The following is a 17,178-nucleotide window of genomic DNA, read 5'->3' on the forward strand; positions in this document are numbered from 1 at the left end:
AGGCCAAAGCCTTGTGCGGGCTTGAAAAAATTGGCGGCGCGAGAGAGCTGCTCCTGCCTTCCGCGCCGACCGGCCGATGCTATCGTGCCTTGCGACCGACGATACGATTGGCGGCTGACGTCACCGCTTCCAGCGAGGCGGCGACGATGTTGGTGTTGATGCCGGCGCCGAACAGCTTGCCGCCCGGATATTCCATCTCGACATAGGAGATTGCCGACGCATTCGAGCCGCGCTGCATCGAGTGCTCGGAATAATCGAGCACCGACATCTCGACGCCGACATGGCGCGACAGCGCGTCGACGAAGCCGTCGATCGGGCCGGTGCCGGTGCCGGATATGGTCATTTCCTTGCCATTGTCGAGGATGACCGCCTCGACCACGCGCCGGCCCTTCACCTCGGTGTCCGGATAAGTGTGATGGTCGAGGAATTTCAGGCGCGCGCCGGGCTGGTCGACATAGGTTTCGAGGAAGCGCTCGTAAATGCGCTTGGCCGGCACTTCCTTGCCCTCGGCGTCAGTGATCGCCTGGATCGCCTGGCTGAACTCGATCTGCAGGTTGCGCGGCAAATTGAGGCCGTAATCGGCCTGCAGCACATAGGCGATGCCGCCCTTGCCCGACTGCGAGTTGATGCGGATGATCGCCTCGTAGCTGCGGCCGACATCGGCGGGATCGATCGGCAAATAGGGCACCTCCCACAGGCTTGTGTTGGCTTTCTTCAGCGCTTTCATGCCCTTGTTGATGGCGTCTTGGTGCGATCCGGAAAAGGCGGTGTAGACGAGTTCGCCGACATAGGGATGGCGCTCGGGAATCTTCAGCTGGTTCGAATATTCGTAGACGTCCTTCATCCGGTTGATGTCGGAGCAGTCGATGCCCGGATCGACGCCTTGCGTGTACATGTTGAGCGCCAGCGTGACGATGTCGACATTGCCGGTGCGCTCGCCATTGCCGAACAGCGTGCCTTCGACGCGGTCGGCACCTGCCATCAGGCCGAGCTCGGTGGTGGCGATGCCGGTGCCGCGATCATTGTGCGGATGCAGCGAGATGATCAGGTTCTCGCGGTTGTCGAGGTTGCGGCACATCCATTCGATGCGGTCGGCATAGATGTTGGGCGTCGACATCTCGACCGTCGACGGCAGGTTGATGATCAGCTTGTTGTCAGGCGTCGGCCTGACGATCTCGGTGACGGCGTTGCAAATCTCCAGCGCGACCTCGAGTTCGGTGCCTGTGAAGCTCTCCGGCGAATATTCGAAACGGTAGCCGCCGCCGGCCTTGGCGGCCATGTCGGTGATCATCCTGGCGGCGTCGGTGGCGATGCGCTTGATGCCGCCGACATCCTTCTCGAAGACGACGCGGCGCTGCAATTCGCTAGTCGAGTTGTAGAAATGCACGATCGGGTTTGTGGCGCCCTTGAGCGCCTCGAAGGTACGGCTGATCAGTTCGGGACGGCACTGCACCAGCACCTGCAATGACACGTCCGCGGGAACGTTGCCTTCCTCGATGCACCAGCGGGCGAAGTCGAAATCGGTCTGCGAGGCCGACGGGAAGCCGATCTCGATCTCCTTGAAGCCCATGTCGAGCAGCAGCGCGAACATGCGCGCCTTGCGCTCGTGGCCCATCGGATCGATCAGCGCCTGGTTGCCGTCGCGCAGGTCGACCGAGCACCAGATCGGAGCCTTGTCGATCACCTTAGAGGGCCAGGTCCGGTCGGTGAGGCCGACGGTAGGGTAAGGTTGGTATTTGCGGGCGGCGTCAGGCATGCCGCCGGCCTGCTTGCCCGCCGGCGCTTCGCTTGCTCGGATTTCTTCTCGTGCGTTCATCGTCTTGTTCTCCCGGCGGCCCTCGGATCCGCCTCAGACGGATGGATGGCGAGTGGCGCCTTTACCAGATTTTCGTTCGCTTGATGTGAATTGCCAAGGAGCATGCGCTTGCGCGGCGGTTCGACCGCCGGGCGCTCCTTCAGCGAACCCGGCGATCGCCGATAAGGCCGAGAAGAAGCAGGGTCGAGGCAAGCGCGCGCACGGTCTCGCCGGCAAAGCCGGTCTGACGGGAAGCGGTGGTGGCGCGCGTATTCATGGCCGCTCTCATACAGGAGCGGCCTGTTGGAGGCAAGCGGGGCCGGCCCCCTCGAATTTTATCCCTAACGCGGATGCCCTTCCCCGCGCGCTGCAAATGCGCCAGACTTGAACGGTGGCGGGGTACCGCCGGCAGGGGGTCGTCCATGAATTTCGTGTTCTTCTCGCCGCATTTTCCCGCCAACGGCGCCGATTTCTGCGACCGGCTGAAGAAGGCCGGCGCCACCGTGCTCGGCATTGGCGATGCGCCTTTCGATGCGCTCGACGGCAAGTTGAAGCAGGCGCTATCGGAATATTACCGCGTGGCGGACATGGAGGACTACGAGCCGGTTTTCCGGGCGATGGGCCATTTCATCCACAAATGGGGCCGCATCGACCGGTTCGAATCGCTCAACGAGCACTGGCTGGAACTGGAAGCCAACATTCGCACCGACTTCAATATCTATGGCACCAAGCTCGATTTCGTGAAGAACCTGAAGCGCAAGAGCCGCATGCGCGCCTTCTTCCGCAAGAGCGGTGTCGAGACCATCGCGCAGCGCAAATGCTCCGACCGGGCCGGCGCCATGACCTTCATCCGCCGTGTCGGCTATCCCGTCGTGGTCAAACCGGATTCAGGCTCCGGCGCTTCGAACACGTTCAAGATCTCCAACGCCAAAGAGCTCGATCAGTTCTTCCGGGACAAGCCGGAGGATGTGACCTTCGTCATGGAGCAGTTCATCGAGGGGCTGGTGGTGACTTATGACGGGTTGGTCAACCGCGAGGGCGAGGTGGTGCTGGCGGCCAGCCATCGCTACGACCAGAGCGTCATGGAAGTGGTCAACAAGGACCGCCACATGAGCTACACCTGCTTTCCCCGGATCAGGCCTGTCGTCGAGGAGGCCGGCCGCAAGATCCTGAAGGCGTTCGACGTGCGCGAGCGCTTTTTCCACATCGAGCTGTTCGAGACCAGGGACGACCGCATCATCGCTCTGGAGGTCAACATGCGCCCGCCCGGCGCCTGGATGACCGACGCGATCAACTACACGTTCGACATCGATGTCTACGCGGCATGGGCAGACATGGTGGTCAAGGACGCCGCCGGCGGCCCTTATGAGGGCAAGTATTTCACCGCCTACGCCAGCCGCAAGCGCCACATCGACTATTTGCACAGCCATGCGGACGTGCTAGCCGCCCACCGCGACAAGATCGTCCACCATCAGCCAATAGAAGAGGTTTTCAGCCGCGCCATGGGAAATTACGCCTACCAGATGCGCTCGAAGGATCAGGCGGCGCTGCGCGAGGCGGTGGCCTATATCCACGCTGAAAAGGCTTGAGGGCATGGACATTTCCTATCACAAGGCCTTCGCCCGCAATCTCGGCCGCGACATGGAGTACAAGCGCTACGGCCATGCCGGCCGGCCCGTCGTGGTGTTCCCGACCTCGCAGGGGCGGTTCTATCAGTTCGAGGATTCCGGTGGGGTGGGGGCGCTCGCAGAGTTCATCGACACCGGCCGCATCCAGTTGTTCACCGTCGACGGCATCGATTCGGAATCCTTCTTCGCCAGGCATGTCGATGCCGCGCATCGTATCGCCCGGCACGAGGCCTATTTCCGCTATGTGCGAGAGGAGGCGCTGCCGGAATTTCTGGAAACCGCCGCGCAAGCCAATGGCGGACGGCGGCTGAAGCCGCTGTTTTCAGGCTGTTCGATGGGCGGCTACCATTCCTCGAACTTCGTCTTCCGTTTTCCCGAACTCGCTAGTGGCGTCATCTCGCTGTCGGGGGTCTATTCGGCGCGCGATTTCTTCGGCAAGGCGCTCGACGGCGACATCTTCTACAACTCGCCGCTCGATTATCTGCCAGGGATCGTCGACCCGAAACTGCTGGCGCGGCTGAAGACGCTGAGGCTGATCTTCTGCTGCGGGCAGGGCGCCTGGGAGGAGCGCATGCTGGTCGAGACGCGTCAGCTGGAACAGATCCTGCGCGACAAGTCCATTACCGCCTGGGTCGACTATTGGGGCGGCGACGTCAGCCATGACTGGCCGTGGTGGCACAAGCAACTGGTCTATTTCTTCGGCCGCTGGCTCGATGACGATCTGATGCACAGGCTGGACTAATGCATGTCGCCCGGAAGTGTCCTCGGTTCGGGATCATGACATGCATAAAATCAGAAGCTTACAGCAGGTCGGGCGAATCCTGTTCGCCGCGACATGCTGTAAGCTGCATTGATATCCAGCTGGCCTGCAAATGGCTGATGCCTACCCTTCCTGGCAGGCCGGCAGCGGGACGACCTCGTGTTCCGCCACCGATCCGCGACGCAGGCCGAGGAACACGACGAGGGCGGTGACAATGGTGATTGCCGCCAGCACGATCAGCAGCCTGTCGAACGCCGTTTCGTAGGCCTCGACCAGAACGGCGGCGCTGCCCGCCGGCAAATGTTGGGCGGTTCCATCGACATTGCCGGTCACCAGCAATTGCGCCGCGGCGGCCGCATTGCTGGAAGATGCCGCGCCTCGAGCGGCGAGCTGCGCGGCGGTGAAGCCTGACAGGGTCGCCATGACTATGGCCAGCGCCACACCCTCGCAAGCGACACGGGTGGTGTTGAAGATGCCGACCGCCATGCCGGCGCGCTCCGTCGGCACGACGCTGACGGCGAGCCCATCCATCAATCCCCAGGGCAAGGCGATGCCGACACCGATCAGGATCAGCGGCGCGACCAGCGCGGCGTCGACCGCTGGCGTCAGGCTCAGCCAGACCAAACCGGCTGCCGCGACGAGCAGGCCGACGCCGCAGATCGTGGCAGGCGCGATCCAGCGCGCCAACTGGCCGGCGAGCAGGGGCAGGACCAGCAACGGTCCCGAGAGGCAGATCATCAATTGCCCGGCCTTGATCTCGCTCATCTCTTCGATGCCGATGAAGCGGATTGGCAAAAGCACAAGCAGGACGACGAAGCCATAGGCGGGTGCCGCCGCCAGGAACTGCACGCCGACGAAGCGCGGATAGCGAAACAGGGTGAGATCCAGCATCGGCCGGCGCACGCGCCGCTCGACGATGACAAACAGGACAAAGCAAAGGACGGCAACGCCGAGAAGCGTTACCACAAGTGGATCGGCCCAGCCGTTCTGCGGCGCCTGCAGCACGCCATAGGTCAGCGAGGCCAGCGCGACGGTGAACGTGCCGGCGCCCGCCCAGTCGAGGCCGGTCGCATCCGGATCACGCGACTCCCTGATGGTGCGCAGGCCCAGTAGAGCGGCTGCAATTGCGAGCGCGGTGACCAGAAGGAAGATCGACCGCCAGCCAAAGGCGGAGATGAGCAGGCCGGAGGCGATCGGGCCGAAGGCGAGGCCGACGCCGAAACTGGTGCCGAGAAAGGAGAAGGCGCGCAGCCGCAGCGGTCCTTCGAATTCCTGGGCAAGTGCCGAGGCGCCGCCGGCGAAGGCCAAGGCACTGCCGAGCCCTTGCGCGGCCCTGAAGATATCGAACCAGGCGATGTCGGGCGCCAGCATCGCACCGAGCGAGGCGAGGGTGTAGAGGGCGAGACCGACGAGGAATATCCGCTTGCGGCCATGATTGTCGGCCAGAGCGCCCGCCGCCATCAGGCTGGCGCCGAAGGTCAGCATGAAAGCGTTGGTCACCCAGTTGAGCGCGATCGGGCTGCCGCCGAGATCGGCCGCGATGCGAGAGAGCGCGACGGCCGGGCCGGTGAAGGTCAGGGGCATCGTCATGGCGGCAAGGCATACGGACAAGAGCACGAGCCATCTCTCGGCCGGGCCGATGGTGATCTTCAAGGTCATGGATTTTCCTATCTGGGCAGTTTGGGCCGGCGTGCCGCGCTATCGCGGCGCCCGGTCATACGGACCAAGATAGGTCCGCGACGGCTCCGGAAAAATAGTATTAAATATCTGGACATAACGGACTAAAACGCTCGAATGGAGCAGTTTGATGGATCGCCTCAACGGCCTTCTGGCCTTCGCCCGCACCGCCGAATTCGGCAGCTTCGTCGCCGCCGGCCGGGCGCTCGGCATCTCCGCTTCCGCGGTCGGCAAAAGCGTCGCGCGGCTCGAACAGGAGCTCGGCGTGCGGCTGCTGCAGCGCTCCACGCGGCGGATCGGCCTGACGGAGGAGGGCAAGCTGTTCAACGAGCGCGTGCGGCGTATCCTCGATGACATCGACGATGCCGAGGCGATGCTGTCGCGGACACGGGAGACGCCGCGTGGGCGGCTGCGCGTCTCGACCCCGATCGTCACCTATCACCTCTTGCTGCCGGTGCTGTCGGAGTTCATGACGCGCTATCCCGAGATCGAGCTCGATATCGATTTCAACGACCGGATCGTCGACGTCATCGAGGAAGGCATCGACGTCGCGATCCGCAGTGGCGAGCTGCCCGATTCACGATTGGTGTCCAGACCCATTGCGCCCTTTCGCATGCTGCTGTGCGCGGCGTCTTCCTATCTCGAGCGCCATGGCATACCCGGTGCGCCAGCGGATCTCATCAGGCATTTCGGCATAAACTTCCGCTATCTCAACAGCGGCAGGCTGCTGGACTGGCCATTCATTACCGGAAGCGCCCAGCCGCAGATCCGTTCGATGCTGACCTGCAACAACATGGAAGCCTTGAAGGGCGCCACGATCGCCGGTCTCGGCATAAGCTGCATGCCCGATTTCCTGGTGCGCGAGGCGCTACGCGAAGGAAAATTGCGCACGGTGCTCGACGAGCATGTCGACGGCCGCGGCCAGTTCCGGATGCTGTGGCCCTCCAATCGCCATCTGTCGCCAAAGGTGCGCGTTTTCGTCGATTTCCTTCCTGAACGCCTTGCGGCACGGTAGGGCCAGCCAGGCACGCCCTCCGGCCGGATCGGTGTCACGGCCTCCGGCCAGCCAGGGGTCACGGACTTGCGATTTCCAGATGTGAAGATAAGCTTTGAAGTTTAACTTCATATCTGCCATATGGTTTCCATGAAAGACCAGTTGGTTCCGCGGAACGACCCCCAAGCCGCACGAGCGCTGGCTCTGGCTGCCGAGCTTCGGGTTGTCGCCGGCAGGCTCATCCGGCGCCTGCGTGAACAGGCGGATGCCGGCGACCTGACCCCGTCGCAGAAATCGGTGCTGCTGCATCTGGAACGTGAAGGCCCGGCAACGGTCACGGTGCTGGCGCGCGCCCAGAACATGCGCCCGCAATCCATGGGCGCCATCGTCTCGGCGCTGGAAGCGGCTGGTCTGGTGAATGGAGCACCCGATCCGGACGACGGCCGGCAAACCATGCTGTCGCTCACCGCAGCCTGCCGGGAGATGATCGCGACAGGGCGCGCCGCCCGACAGGACTGGTTGTTCCGTGCCATCCAGGCCAGCCTTGATCCGAAGGAGCAGGAGCGACTGGCTGAGGCCGTCGAATTGCTGAAGCGACTCGCCGATTCCTGAACGTCGTTTCTTGTCCGCGAGCCATTCCAAATCTCGAAAGGAAGCATCATGGCAGTGACCATGCTCGATCAAAGAACGGCGCTCGTCGTCATCGACCTGCAGAAAGGCATCGTTTCCTTGCCCACGGCCCATCCTGCCGGCGAGGTCGTGAAACAGGCCGCAATCCTGGCGGAGGCATTCCGCGACCATGGCCTGCCGGTCGTGCTCGTCAATGTCGACGGGCTGCCGCCCGGCCGAACGGAACAGCCCTCCCGTGTCAGGGAATTTCCCGCCGGCTGGACCGATTTCGTCGACGAGCTGCAGCCAAGGCCGCAAGATCACATCGTGACGAAGCGAACAGCCGGCGCCTTCGTCAATACCGATCTCGAAACCCATCTTAAGAGCGTGGGCGTCACCCACGTGGTGATCGCCGGCGTCGCCACCAGCATGGGCGTAGAAGCGACCGCGCGCCATGCCCGCGATCTCGGCTTCAACGTCACGCTCGCCCTCGACGCCATGACCGACACGAAACTCGATGCCCACACCAACAGCCTGGCGCATGTCTTCCCGAGGCTGGGCGAAACCGGCACGACACGGGAGATCATCGATCTGCTCGACAAGAGGAGTGCCTGACGATGCAATGGATCGACTATGCGTCCTATCTGTTTGGCGGCGCAGTGCTGACCAATGCCGTGCCGCATTTCGTCAGCGGCGTCATGGGGCGGCCTTTTCAAAGCCCCTTCGCAAAGCCGCGCGGCCAGGGACAATCCTCCTCGACCGTGAACGTGCTGTGGGGATTTCTGAACCTGGCAATCGGCTATCTCCTGGTGCTCCGCGTCGGCGACTTCGACCTGCGCTCCACGGCTGATGTCGTCGCGCTGGGGCTGGGTGCTCTCCTGATCGGACTGTTCACGGCGCGCCACTTCGGCCGCTTCAACGGCGGCAATTCTCCGGCCGACGGATGAGCGGCCCGGCGAAAGGCACCTTCCGCTCGCTGGCCAATTTCAACTACCGGATCTGGGCTGTCGGCGCGATCGTGTCCAATGTCGGAACATGGATGCAGCGCACCGCGCAGGACTGGGTGGTGCTGACCCAACTGACCCATAACAACGCGACCGCCATGGGCGTGGTGATGGCGTTGCAGTTCGCGCCGCAAATCCTGCTGCTGCCATGGACCGGTTTTGCCGCCGACCATCTCGACCGGCGCAAGCTGCTGTTGGCCACGCAGGGCGCCATGGGCTTGCTCGCACTCGGCCTTGGCCTCCTCACCGTCGCCGGGCTCGTGCAATTGTGGCACGTCTACGTGTTCGCCTTCCTGCTTGGTTGCACGACCGCGTTCGACGCGCCGGCGCGGCAGACATTCGTCTCGGATCTGGTCGGCGAGGCCGACCTGTCGAACGCCGTGGCGCTCAACTCCACCTCATTCAATGTCGCGCGGATGATCGGCCCGGCCGTCGCCGGCGCCCTTATCGCTTCCGTCGGCTCCGGCTGGGTTTTCCTGATCAACGCTGCGTCATTTGCAGCCGTCCTTGCCTCGCTTGGCCTTCTGCGTCCCGGCGAGCTCCACAAGGACAGGGCGCGGCGCAGTGGCGGCGGCCTTGCCGATGGGTTCGCCTATGTATGGAAGCGTCCCGATCTCAAAACCATCCTGATGATGCTTCTCCTGATCGGCACGTTCGGGCTCAATTTTCCGATCTTCATCTCGACCATGTCGGTCTCCGTCTTTCACGCGGGCGCCGGCGAATACGGGTTGTTGACATCAACCATGGCGATCGGATCGGTCATCGGCGCGCTGTTGGCCGCCCGGCGCGAACAACCCCGCCTGGCTTTCCTCCTTGCCGGCGCCGCGATACTTGGCCTCGGCTTCGGCCTGGCCGCGATCACGCCCAACTATTGGCTGTTCGGCCTCGCGCTTGTGGTTATCGGCGTCTCGGCCCAGACGATGACGACTTCGACCATCAGCCTTGTGCAGCTCTCCACCGAACCGGCCATGCGCGGGCGCGTGATGGCGATCCTGCTGGCCGTGACGCTGGGCGGCACGGCGCTCGGCGCGCCGGTGGTCGGTTGGGTGGCCGACGATGTTGGCCCACGTTGGGCGCTCGTCGTGGGCGCTGCCGCCGGATTCGGGGCGGCGGTCGTCGGGGTTTGCTACCTCGCGATCTATCGCCGCCTGCGCGTACGCGTCGAGGCCGGACGTCTCCGCTTCGACTTCGATGATGGCAAGGCCGGGCAGGCATAGGCCAGCATGTCCCCCGGATCGGTGCCGGGCGTTCAGTCCATCGTTCGATCCAACAGCCGGATTGTAAGTCCCCCCGGGGGTGCGGCTTTGCCTATTCCCTGATGCTTCTGGCCACCAGCCGGGCGACGCTCGGGCCGACCAGCAGCACGACCAGGAAACGCGCCGACTGCAGCGCCATGACGAAGGAGATGTCGACGTTTCGCGCCGCGGCGGCGATGATGGCGACGCTGTCCATACCACCGGGGCTGGTCGCGAGGTAGGCGGTCAGCGGGTCGACGCCGGCGAGATGGCTGAGGAGGAACGCAAGGCCGCCGCAAAAGGCGATCAGCGCGACGATCGAAGCGATGATCTGCGGCAGGGCGCGTGCCGCATGGCGCAGGATCGGCCTGGTGAAGTTCAGGCCAATCGACCAGCCGACCATGGCGTAACTGACCGCCAGCAGCCATTGCGGCAATTGCATCGGCACCCCGAGGCCAAGATGGATCACGGTGCCGAAGATGAAGCTGCCAAGGAAGAAGGGCGAGGGCAGCCGGCAAAGCCGGCCCGCCAGGCCGCCGACGAGTGCCATGCCGATGGTGGCGGCGAAGGGCTGCGGATCGATCGCCGGGAACCAGACGATGGGCGGGACCTCGATGCCCGAGGTGTCGACCCACATCTTGGCGACAAGGGCTGCCGTCATCGAAACGAAGATGACGCGCAGATACTGCATGAAGGCGACAAGGCGCTGGTCGGCGCCAAAGGCGCCGGCCATCAGCACCATGGCGGTGGCGGCGCCCGGCGAAGAGCCCCAGACGGCAGTGGTGCCGGGCAGGATGCGCCAGCGGCTGATCAGCCAGCCAAGCAGGCTGGAGGCCGCGACAGTGGCAATCACCACGCCGAGGAAAAGCGGCCATTCCTTGTAGAACACCGCAAAGATATCGGCCGAGATCGAAGCCGCGACGAGGCAGCCCACGACAGCCTGGGCGGAGCCGAACAGAAGGCGCGGCACGCGCACGGTGGCGCCATTGGTGCCGGCGATGATGGCTGCCAGCATCGGTCCGATCAGCAGCGCAGCCGGCAGAGCGGCGAGTTCGAGCGCGCCGGCGAAGAGCGCGGAGATGATCAGCAGGATCAACCATTGCCATGGCTTGCTCAGCCGCACCATGCGCTCGATGGCGGGCTGTTCAGGAGATGGCTGCTCGGTCTCTGAATCCATGGTCTGGTCTTAGACCGAGATGTGAAAAATGCGAACCCCAGCGTGGCCGAAATGCAGGTTTCCGGCGCCTCGATAAGGTTTCCTGACGGCCGAATTTGCGTGGTTGGGGATCAGCCGGTTTTGGCCTCAGCCAACCCAAAGCCTCCGACGGGATGCGTTTCCACCTGGAATTCGAAGCCGCCGATGAAGGGCCGCGCCTTGGCGATGGCGGCCTGGACTTCCGGAAGCTGCAAGGAGGCCTTGTGGCTTGCCTGATCGGTCCACACTTCGGTCACCCAGATCGCATCGGCGTCGGCCGGGTCGGTGGCGATAACATAGCTCAAGCAGCCGGGCAGGGCGCCGGTGCTCTCGCGCAGCACAGTCATGACAGCGTCGCGCTGGCCGCGCGCCGCCCGCATCTTGCCGATCAGTCCGTACATGTCCTCGTCCCCTGGGTTGGCGCGAAAGGAGTGTGTTTAGTATGCCGATCGCCGATCAAGGCATCAACTGGCCGCCATTGACCTCGATCACCTGGCCGGTGATGTAGCCGCTCAACAGGTCGGATGAGAGGAACAGGTAGGCGCCGACGCAATCTTGTGCCGTGCCGGCGCGGCCCTGCGGAATGGTGGCGACCATGCCCTTCATCTGCTCGTCGGTCGAATAGCGTTCGTGGAAGGGGGTGAGGATGGTGCCAGGCGCCACGGCATTGACGCGGATACCGAAGCCGATCAGTTCCTTGGCCATGCCGCGCGTGACATTGGAGACGAAGGCCTTGGCGGAGCCATAGAGACCGGCGCCGCCACCCGCACCATTGCGCGCGGCGATCGACGAGGTGTTGACGATGAAGCCGCCCTGTTTCTTCAGCCATGGGATCGCCTTGCGCGAAGCGGTCAGCACCGAGCGTGCGTTGAGGTCCATCACCGCGTCGTAATGCGTCTCGGTCTGCTCGGCATAGGGCACGCGGCCAAGCATGCCACCGGCATTGTTGACGAGCCCATCGAGGCGGCCGAAATGTCGCGCGCTGTCCTCGACGACGCGTTCGACATCGGCGGGGAGGGAAAAATCACCCTGGACGAGGAAGACCTCGCCGCCGCCGTCGCGAATGGTCCGGCCGAGTTTCTCGGCGGCGTCGCGGCTGGAATTATAGTGCAGCGCCACCTTGCATTTCTGCTCGGCGTAGCCGAGCGCGAGTGCCGCGCCGATGCCGGTCGAGGCGCCGGTGACCAACACCGCCTTGCCGGCGAGATCGGGGATGACAAGACCAAGGGCTGTCTCTGGCACTGCTGTTCCTCCGGGGATTTCCGATATCTTGGCGGGTCTTGACACCCTTGCATTCAAGTCAGTGCCGCTTCAAGGCCTGAGATAGACATAGCCCTGGCTTTGCAATTCGGCGAGCTTGACGACGCCGCCCTTCTCGGCGGCATGGAAGCCGTCGAGCAGATCGGCGAGCGTAATGTCCATGCCGTGCATGGTGTTGCCGCAGGCATGCGGGTCGAGCCCTTGCTGGACAAGACCGGTAAAGCGACCGGAAATCGCCGCCGATATGCCCTTCGACTTGAAGCCGGCAAGGGCCGGGCCATGCACGACCAGCGCGATCTCCACGTTGCCGCCGGTGCCCTCATAGTGGTTCTTGATGTTGCCGAGCACGAAATTGACCTTCTCGAGGTCGCTGAAGTGATAGGCAACCTTCAGCCTGGCGGGCTCGGTTGTTGCTGCCTGGACCGCCCGCAGGCCGAGAAGCGTTCCGGCTCCGGCGAGAACCGCGTGGAACATGTCACGTCGGCGCATGGCGTCCCATCCCTGGCTTGCCGGCTCACCGCGATTTTGCGTGGCCGCGGCCGCGATACTAGCATAAATTGACGTTACGTCCCGTCGATGCGGAGGAGGGGGGTCACATGGCGTTCAGGGAATGGAAGACGCTCGTCGGCGCCGGATTCGGCGCCGCACTGCTTGGCGGACTTGTGGGTTCTGCTTTTGCCGATGATGCGCTCAAACTCACAGAACTCAGCCCGAACGGGGCGGATGCCTGTTTCGGTCGCGTCTATGACGCGGCGCACCTCGAGGCGCACCCGAAGCAGAAAGTGGCGCGGATTTTCTTCTACTATGGCCATGACCCGGTCAGCCGGCCGAACGAGGAACCGACCGCGAATTCCGATACGTCCTACAATGGCTTCGTCACCACCACGGTGCGCGGTGCCAAGGCACCGCAATGGGCAAGCGGCTGGTGCAATCACGAGTCCGAGGACGCCAAATCAGGTCCGATCCACTGCGGCATGGATTGCGACCGCACGCTGGCGTCGCTGAAGGTCGACGACAAGGGCCGGCTGATCCTGTCCGATCTGTCGCCTGATATCTACCTCGATGCCGGTTCGGAAGAGGAACTCGGCACGGCTGAATACGAGAGGCAGGCGCTGGGCAAGGAAGACGACAATTTCCGTCTCGACCCGATGCCGGCTGCCACCTGCAAGGCCGAGTTCGCACGCATCGATCCGATCGATCCGGCGCTCGGGCCGCCTCTGCGCGAGCGATTCAAACCCGACCAGGCTTTCTGCTACGGGCGCGACTATGATGCGGCGCATATGGGTTCCCATCCCGACCAACTGACGCAGTCGATCCGGGTGTTCCGCGGGCCGGTGGAACTGGCGTCCTTCGCCTCCGGGGGCGATGCCGCGAACTGGCCCGATGGCGCCGACATCGCGGTCTCGATCACCACACGGCAGAAGGGAGCCAAGGTCACGCAGACCTATTCGTGCCAGGGCGAGGCCGATCAGTGGCGCTGCGCGGCGAGTGCGAAGATGAGCAATTTTTCATGCGACATCGCGCAAAAGGAAATCTTCCTCAAGCGCGGCGCCAACGGCACCATCATGCTGGCAAACCCCAATAGTAGCTTGGCGGTTGTCGATCTCTGCTCGAAAGCGGCCGACGGCAAAACCAAGTCGGACGACAAGGTCAATCGGCTGGAGGCAATGCCGCAATCGGCCTGCGCGCCTTGACACCGGTTCGAAGGAGGAAGGGCTTCGGCCAACCTTCGAACGGTGCTAACCGCCTCATGCAAACGGCACGGCGGTCGTGCCCTTCGGAAGCTTGGCCTCGTCGTCGGGCTCGACATGGATTGTCACCCGCACAGAGGGGAGCTCGGCCTTCAGCGCGTCCTCGATGCGGTCGCAGATGACGTGGCTGGCGCCGACCGACATGTCGGCATCGACGACCAGATGGAACTCGATGAAGGTGGCGCGGCCGGCGATGCGGGTCTTGAGGTCGTGCACCTCCATGGCGCCCTTGCAATTGGCCGAGATGATGTCGCGGATGCGCATGTGCTCCGCCGTGTCGACGGCGCGGTCCATCAGCCCGTTCATCGACGAGCCGATGACGTGCCAGCCCTGCCACAGGATATTGAGCGCGACGATGACGGCCAATGCCGGGTCGAGGATCTGCCAGCCGGTCAGGATAGCTCCGACCAGGCCGCCGAAGACGCCGACCGAGGTCACCACATCGGTCATGATGTGGTTGCCGTCGGCAACCAGCGCCGGCGATTTCTCGGCCCGGCCTGTGCGGATCAGCATCCAGGCCCAGAAGGCGTTGATCACGGTGGCGACGCCGTTGACAGCAAGGCCGCTCCAAGGCTTCTCGAGCGGCGCCGACGTCTGCCAGGAGCGCCAGACCTCGCTCAGGATCAACAAGGCGGCGACGACGATCAGCACGCCTTCGAGCACGGCCGAGAAATACTCGGCCTTGTGATGGCCGAACGGGTGATCCTGGTCGGCCGGCTTGTAGCTGACCTGGATCGCCCAGAAGGCGGCCATCGAGGCAATGACGTTGACGATCGATTCCAGCGCGTCCGAATAGAGCGCGACCGAGCCGGTGACGTACCAGGCGGCGGCTTTGAGCGCGAGCACGACAAAGGCGACCACGATCGACCAGAAGGCGAGCCTGGCGACCTTTTGCTTGGCGGCAGCTTTTGCCGCGATCGCCATGTTCCCGGCTTCGGCCATACTGGTCAGGCGGCCTTTTCCTTGGCCTTGCGCGGCAGGTGGGCGACGATGTTCTCGATGATGCGCATGCCGGCATTGTGGCCGAGCGTCATGATCGATTCCGGGTGGAACTGTACCGCGGCGATCGGCTCCTTGCGGTGCTCGAAGGCCATGATGACGCCGTCCTCGGTCTCGGCGGTCACCATGAAATCGTCCGGCAGGCGCACCGGATCGGCGAAGATCGAGTGGTAGCGGCCGACGGTGACTTCCTTGGGCAGGCCGGAGAAGATGATGCCCGGTTTCGAGACACGGATGCGCGACGGCTTGCCGTGCATGGGAATGTGCAGCTGCCTGAGTTCGCCGCCATAGGCTTCGGCCAGTGCCTGCAGGCCAAGGCAGACGCCGAAGATCGGCAGGTCGCGGGCGCGCGCTCGTCTGATGGTGGCCGCGCAATCGAAATCCTTGGGTGTGCCGGGTCCGGGCGACAACACGACAAGGTCGGGCTTCAGCCGCTCGAAGACTTCCTCCGGCACCGGCGTGCGCACGGTCGAGACATTGGCGCCGGTCTGGCGGAAGTAGTTGGCCAGCGTATGGACGAAGCTGTCCTCATGGTCGACCAGCAGGATGTTGACGCCGTCGCCGACGCGCGCCGTGGTGCGCTCGGTGCTGGTCGAATTTCCCATCTTGGCGTCGCGGATGGCGGAGAGCATGGCGGATGCCTTCAGTTCGGTTTCGGCTTCTTCTTCCTCGGGAATGCTGTCGAAGAGCAATGTTGCGCCGGCGCGCACCTCGGCGATGCCGTCCTTGATGCGGATGGTGCGCAAGGTCAGGCCGGTATTCATGTCGCCGTTGAAGTTGACCATGCCGATGGCGCCCCCATACCAGGCGCGCGGGCTCTTCTCGTTCTGCTCGATGAAGCGCATGGCCCACAGTTTCGGCGCGCCGGTGACGGTGACCGCCCAGGCGTGCGAGAGAAACGCGTCGAAAGCGTCCATGCCCTCGCGCAACCGCCCCTCTATGTGATCGACCGTATGGATCAGGCGCGAATACATCTCGATCTGGCGACGTCCGATGACGCGCACCGAACCTGGATCGCAGACCCGCGACTTGTCGTTTCGGTCGACGTCCGAGCACATTGTGAGTTCGGATTCGTCCTTTTTGGAGTTGAGCAGCTTGATGATCTGCTCAGAGTCCGAAATGGCATCGTCGCCGCGCTTGATCGTGCCCGAGATCGGGCAGGTTTCGACGCGGCGGCCGTTGACGCGCACGAACATCTCCGGCGACGCGCCGATCAGATATTCGTTCTCGCCCAGATTGATGAAGAAGGAATAGGGCGAGGGGTTGATGGACTTCAGCTTGCGTGAAATCTCGGATGGCTGCGTCTCGCAGCGCTCGTAGAACATCTGGCCGGGCACGACCTCGAACAGGTCGCCGCGCTTGAAGCTGTCCATCGCACGGCGGACCAGATTGGCGTATTCGCCGGGCTCATGGTCGCCGCGCGGCGGGATGCGGTCGGCGGTCCTGAACGGCTCGGCGATTTGGTCGCGCGGCAGGCCTTCGGTCGAAAAACCCTCGCCCGCATAATCGTAACGATCAGTCCAAGCCTTGGCCGAATAGTGGTCGACGACCAGGATCTCGTCGGGCAGGAACAGCACCAGGTCGCGCTGGCTCTCCTTGCGAACGAGCGTGTGGTCGACCGGGTCGAACTGGAAGGCGAGGTCGTAGCCGAAGGCGCCGTAGAGGCCGAGATTGGCGTCTTCGGCCGTCTTGAACAGAGCGGTGATGGCGCGCAGCACGGTGAAGACGGAGGGAACGCGGCTGCGCTCCTCCTCGGTGAAGACACGGCCGGGCTTGGCGACGTCGAGGCGGAGCAGCCTTTTTGTGGTCTCGGCGATCGTAACCTCGGCGAGACCGCGCAGCGTCCTGCCGATGACCGGCAACAGCGCCTCGCCACGGCCGTTCAGCGCCTCGATGCGCATGGCGCGGCCTCGCGCGGACATGACCAGCGGCGGATCGATGATGGCCGTATCCCAGCGCGTGTAGCGGCCTGGATATTCGTAATTCGAGGAAAACACCGCGCCTCGGCGCGAATTCAGCCCGTCGACATAAGCGTCGATCGCGCCTTCATACGGCCGGTCGTGACGCTCGCGGGTGATGGTGATGCCACCCGCCGTCACGAAGCTTTCGGCGCCGTTTTCCAGAACCTTCATCGTCATTGCCGTCTCCACCAGCTACTTGGGCAACGGACCCGGGAATGGCTTTAAAAAACAAATGGCCGCCCGGACATTCCGTTGCGGCCACCCTCTATTTTCACGCGCACGCGTTCGAACAGGCCGCTGTCAGCAGGCC

General features: G+C 63.7%; 16 protein-coding genes. 8 read left to right on the forward strand and 8 right to left on the reverse strand.

Annotated elements, in window-relative coordinates:
- Window positions 1-79 precede the first annotated feature (79 nt).
- Window positions 80-1,816: a 2-isopropylmalate synthase gene (leuA, locus tag C7I87_RS04595; RefSeq protein WP_149903079.1), complete on the reverse strand. Its 1,737-nt coding sequence runs from the start codon at window positions 1,814-1,816 to the stop codon at window positions 80-82.
- Window positions 1,817-2,217: 401 nt separating this feature from the next.
- Here leuA and C7I87_RS04605 point away from each other — a divergent pair, with 401 nt between their 5' ends.
- Together C7I87_RS04605 and C7I87_RS04610 are read left to right on the forward strand one after the other, a co-directional pair.
- Window positions 2,218-3,384, forward strand: a complete 1,167-nt coding sequence (locus tag C7I87_RS04605) for an ATP-grasp domain-containing protein (protein WP_149903080.1) — start codon at window positions 2,218-2,220, stop codon at window positions 3,382-3,384.
- Window positions 3,385-3,388: 4 nt separating this feature from the next.
- On the forward strand, window positions 3,389-4,165 hold the full coding sequence (locus tag C7I87_RS04610) for an esterase family protein (protein WP_149903081.1): 777 nt from the start codon (window positions 3,389-3,391) through the stop codon (window positions 4,163-4,165).
- A 141-nt stretch (window positions 4,166-4,306) separates the two neighbouring features.
- On the opposite strand, the gene C7I87_RS04615 is transcribed toward C7I87_RS04610, so the two are convergent.
- Entirely contained in the window at window positions 4,307-5,842 is a 1,536-nt protein-coding gene (locus tag C7I87_RS04615) for an MFS transporter (RefSeq protein ID WP_149903082.1), read from the reverse strand.
- A 148-nt stretch (window positions 5,843-5,990) separates the two neighbouring features.
- On the opposite strand from C7I87_RS04615, the gene C7I87_RS04620 reads away from it, so the two are divergent.
- The 5 genes from C7I87_RS04620 to C7I87_RS04640 all read left to right on the forward strand — a co-directional run bounded on the left by C7I87_RS04620 (window position 5,991) and on the right by C7I87_RS04640 (window position 9,684).
- Window positions 5,991-6,875 carry a LysR family transcriptional regulator gene (locus tag C7I87_RS04620; protein WP_149903083.1) on the forward strand — a complete coding sequence of 295 codons (885 nt, stop codon included), beginning with the start codon at window positions 5,991-5,993 and terminating at the stop codon, window positions 6,873-6,875.
- Window positions 6,876-6,995: 120 nt separating this feature from the next.
- Window positions 6,996-7,466 (forward strand): MarR family winged helix-turn-helix transcriptional regulator, encoded by a 471-nt coding sequence (locus tag C7I87_RS04625; protein WP_373424630.1) that lies wholly within the window; start codon window positions 6,996-6,998, stop codon window positions 7,464-7,466.
- A gap of 48 nt (window positions 7,467-7,514) precedes the next feature.
- Window positions 7,515-8,078 (forward strand): isochorismatase family protein, encoded by a 564-nt coding sequence (locus C7I87_RS04630; RefSeq protein ID WP_149903085.1) that lies wholly within the window; start codon window positions 7,515-7,517, stop codon window positions 8,076-8,078.
- A gap of 2 nt (window positions 8,079-8,080) precedes the next feature.
- Window positions 8,081-8,410 (forward strand): hypothetical protein, encoded by a 330-nt coding sequence (locus tag C7I87_RS04635; protein WP_149903086.1) that lies wholly within the window; start codon window positions 8,081-8,083, stop codon window positions 8,408-8,410.
- On the forward strand, window positions 8,407-9,684 hold the full coding sequence (locus C7I87_RS04640) for an MFS transporter (protein WP_149903087.1): 1,278 nt from the start codon (window positions 8,407-8,409) through the stop codon (window positions 9,682-9,684). The genes C7I87_RS04635 and C7I87_RS04640 overlap by 4 nt, the downstream gene beginning before the upstream one ends.
- Before the next feature lie 91 nt (window positions 9,685-9,775).
- Here C7I87_RS04640 and C7I87_RS04645 read toward each other — a convergent pair whose 3' ends face one another.
- From C7I87_RS04645 to C7I87_RS04660, 4 genes are all read right to left on the reverse strand, one after another.
- A complete protein-coding gene (locus C7I87_RS04645) occupies window positions 9,776-10,879 on the reverse strand; it encodes an AbrB family transcriptional regulator (protein ID WP_149903088.1) in 1,104 nt (367 codons plus the stop codon).
- A gap of 110 nt (window positions 10,880-10,989) precedes the next feature.
- Window positions 10,990-11,298 carry a putative quinol monooxygenase gene (locus C7I87_RS04650; RefSeq protein WP_149903089.1) on the reverse strand — a complete coding sequence of 103 codons (309 nt, stop codon included), beginning with the start codon at window positions 11,296-11,298 and terminating at the stop codon, window positions 10,990-10,992.
- 55 nt (window positions 11,299-11,353) lie between these two features.
- Window positions 11,354-12,139, reverse strand: a complete 786-nt coding sequence (locus tag C7I87_RS04655) for an SDR family NAD(P)-dependent oxidoreductase (RefSeq protein ID WP_149903090.1) — start codon at window positions 12,137-12,139, stop codon at window positions 11,354-11,356.
- A 69-nt stretch (window positions 12,140-12,208) separates the two neighbouring features.
- On the reverse strand, window positions 12,209-12,646 hold the full coding sequence (locus C7I87_RS04660) for a DsrE family protein (protein ID WP_149903091.1): 438 nt from the start codon (window positions 12,644-12,646) through the stop codon (window positions 12,209-12,211).
- A 107-nt stretch (window positions 12,647-12,753) separates the two neighbouring features.
- On the opposite strand from C7I87_RS04660, the gene C7I87_RS04665 reads away from it, so the two are divergent.
- On the forward strand, window positions 12,754-13,851 hold the full coding sequence (locus tag C7I87_RS04665; RefSeq protein ID WP_149903092.1) for a hypothetical protein: 1,098 nt from the start codon (window positions 12,754-12,756) through the stop codon (window positions 13,849-13,851).
- Window positions 13,852-13,905: 54 nt separating this feature from the next.
- Here the strand turns inward: C7I87_RS04665 and C7I87_RS04670 are convergent, their stop codons facing one another.
- Together C7I87_RS04670 and C7I87_RS04675 are read right to left on the reverse strand one after the other, a co-directional pair.
- Complete coding sequence (locus C7I87_RS04670) at window positions 13,906-14,850, reverse strand: cation diffusion facilitator family transporter (RefSeq protein WP_149903093.1); 945 nt, start codon at window positions 14,848-14,850, stop codon at window positions 13,906-13,908.
- A 5-nt stretch (window positions 14,851-14,855) separates the two neighbouring features.
- A complete protein-coding gene (locus tag C7I87_RS04675) occupies window positions 14,856-17,045 on the reverse strand; it encodes an anthranilate synthase (protein WP_149903094.1) in 2,190 nt (729 codons plus the stop codon).
- Between the last annotated feature and the right edge of the window lie 133 nt (window positions 17,046-17,178).

The organism is Mesorhizobium sp. SARCC-RB16n, assembly GCF_008520305.1.
Classification (GTDB): domain Bacteria; phylum Pseudomonadota; class Alphaproteobacteria; order Rhizobiales; family Rhizobiaceae; genus Mesorhizobium.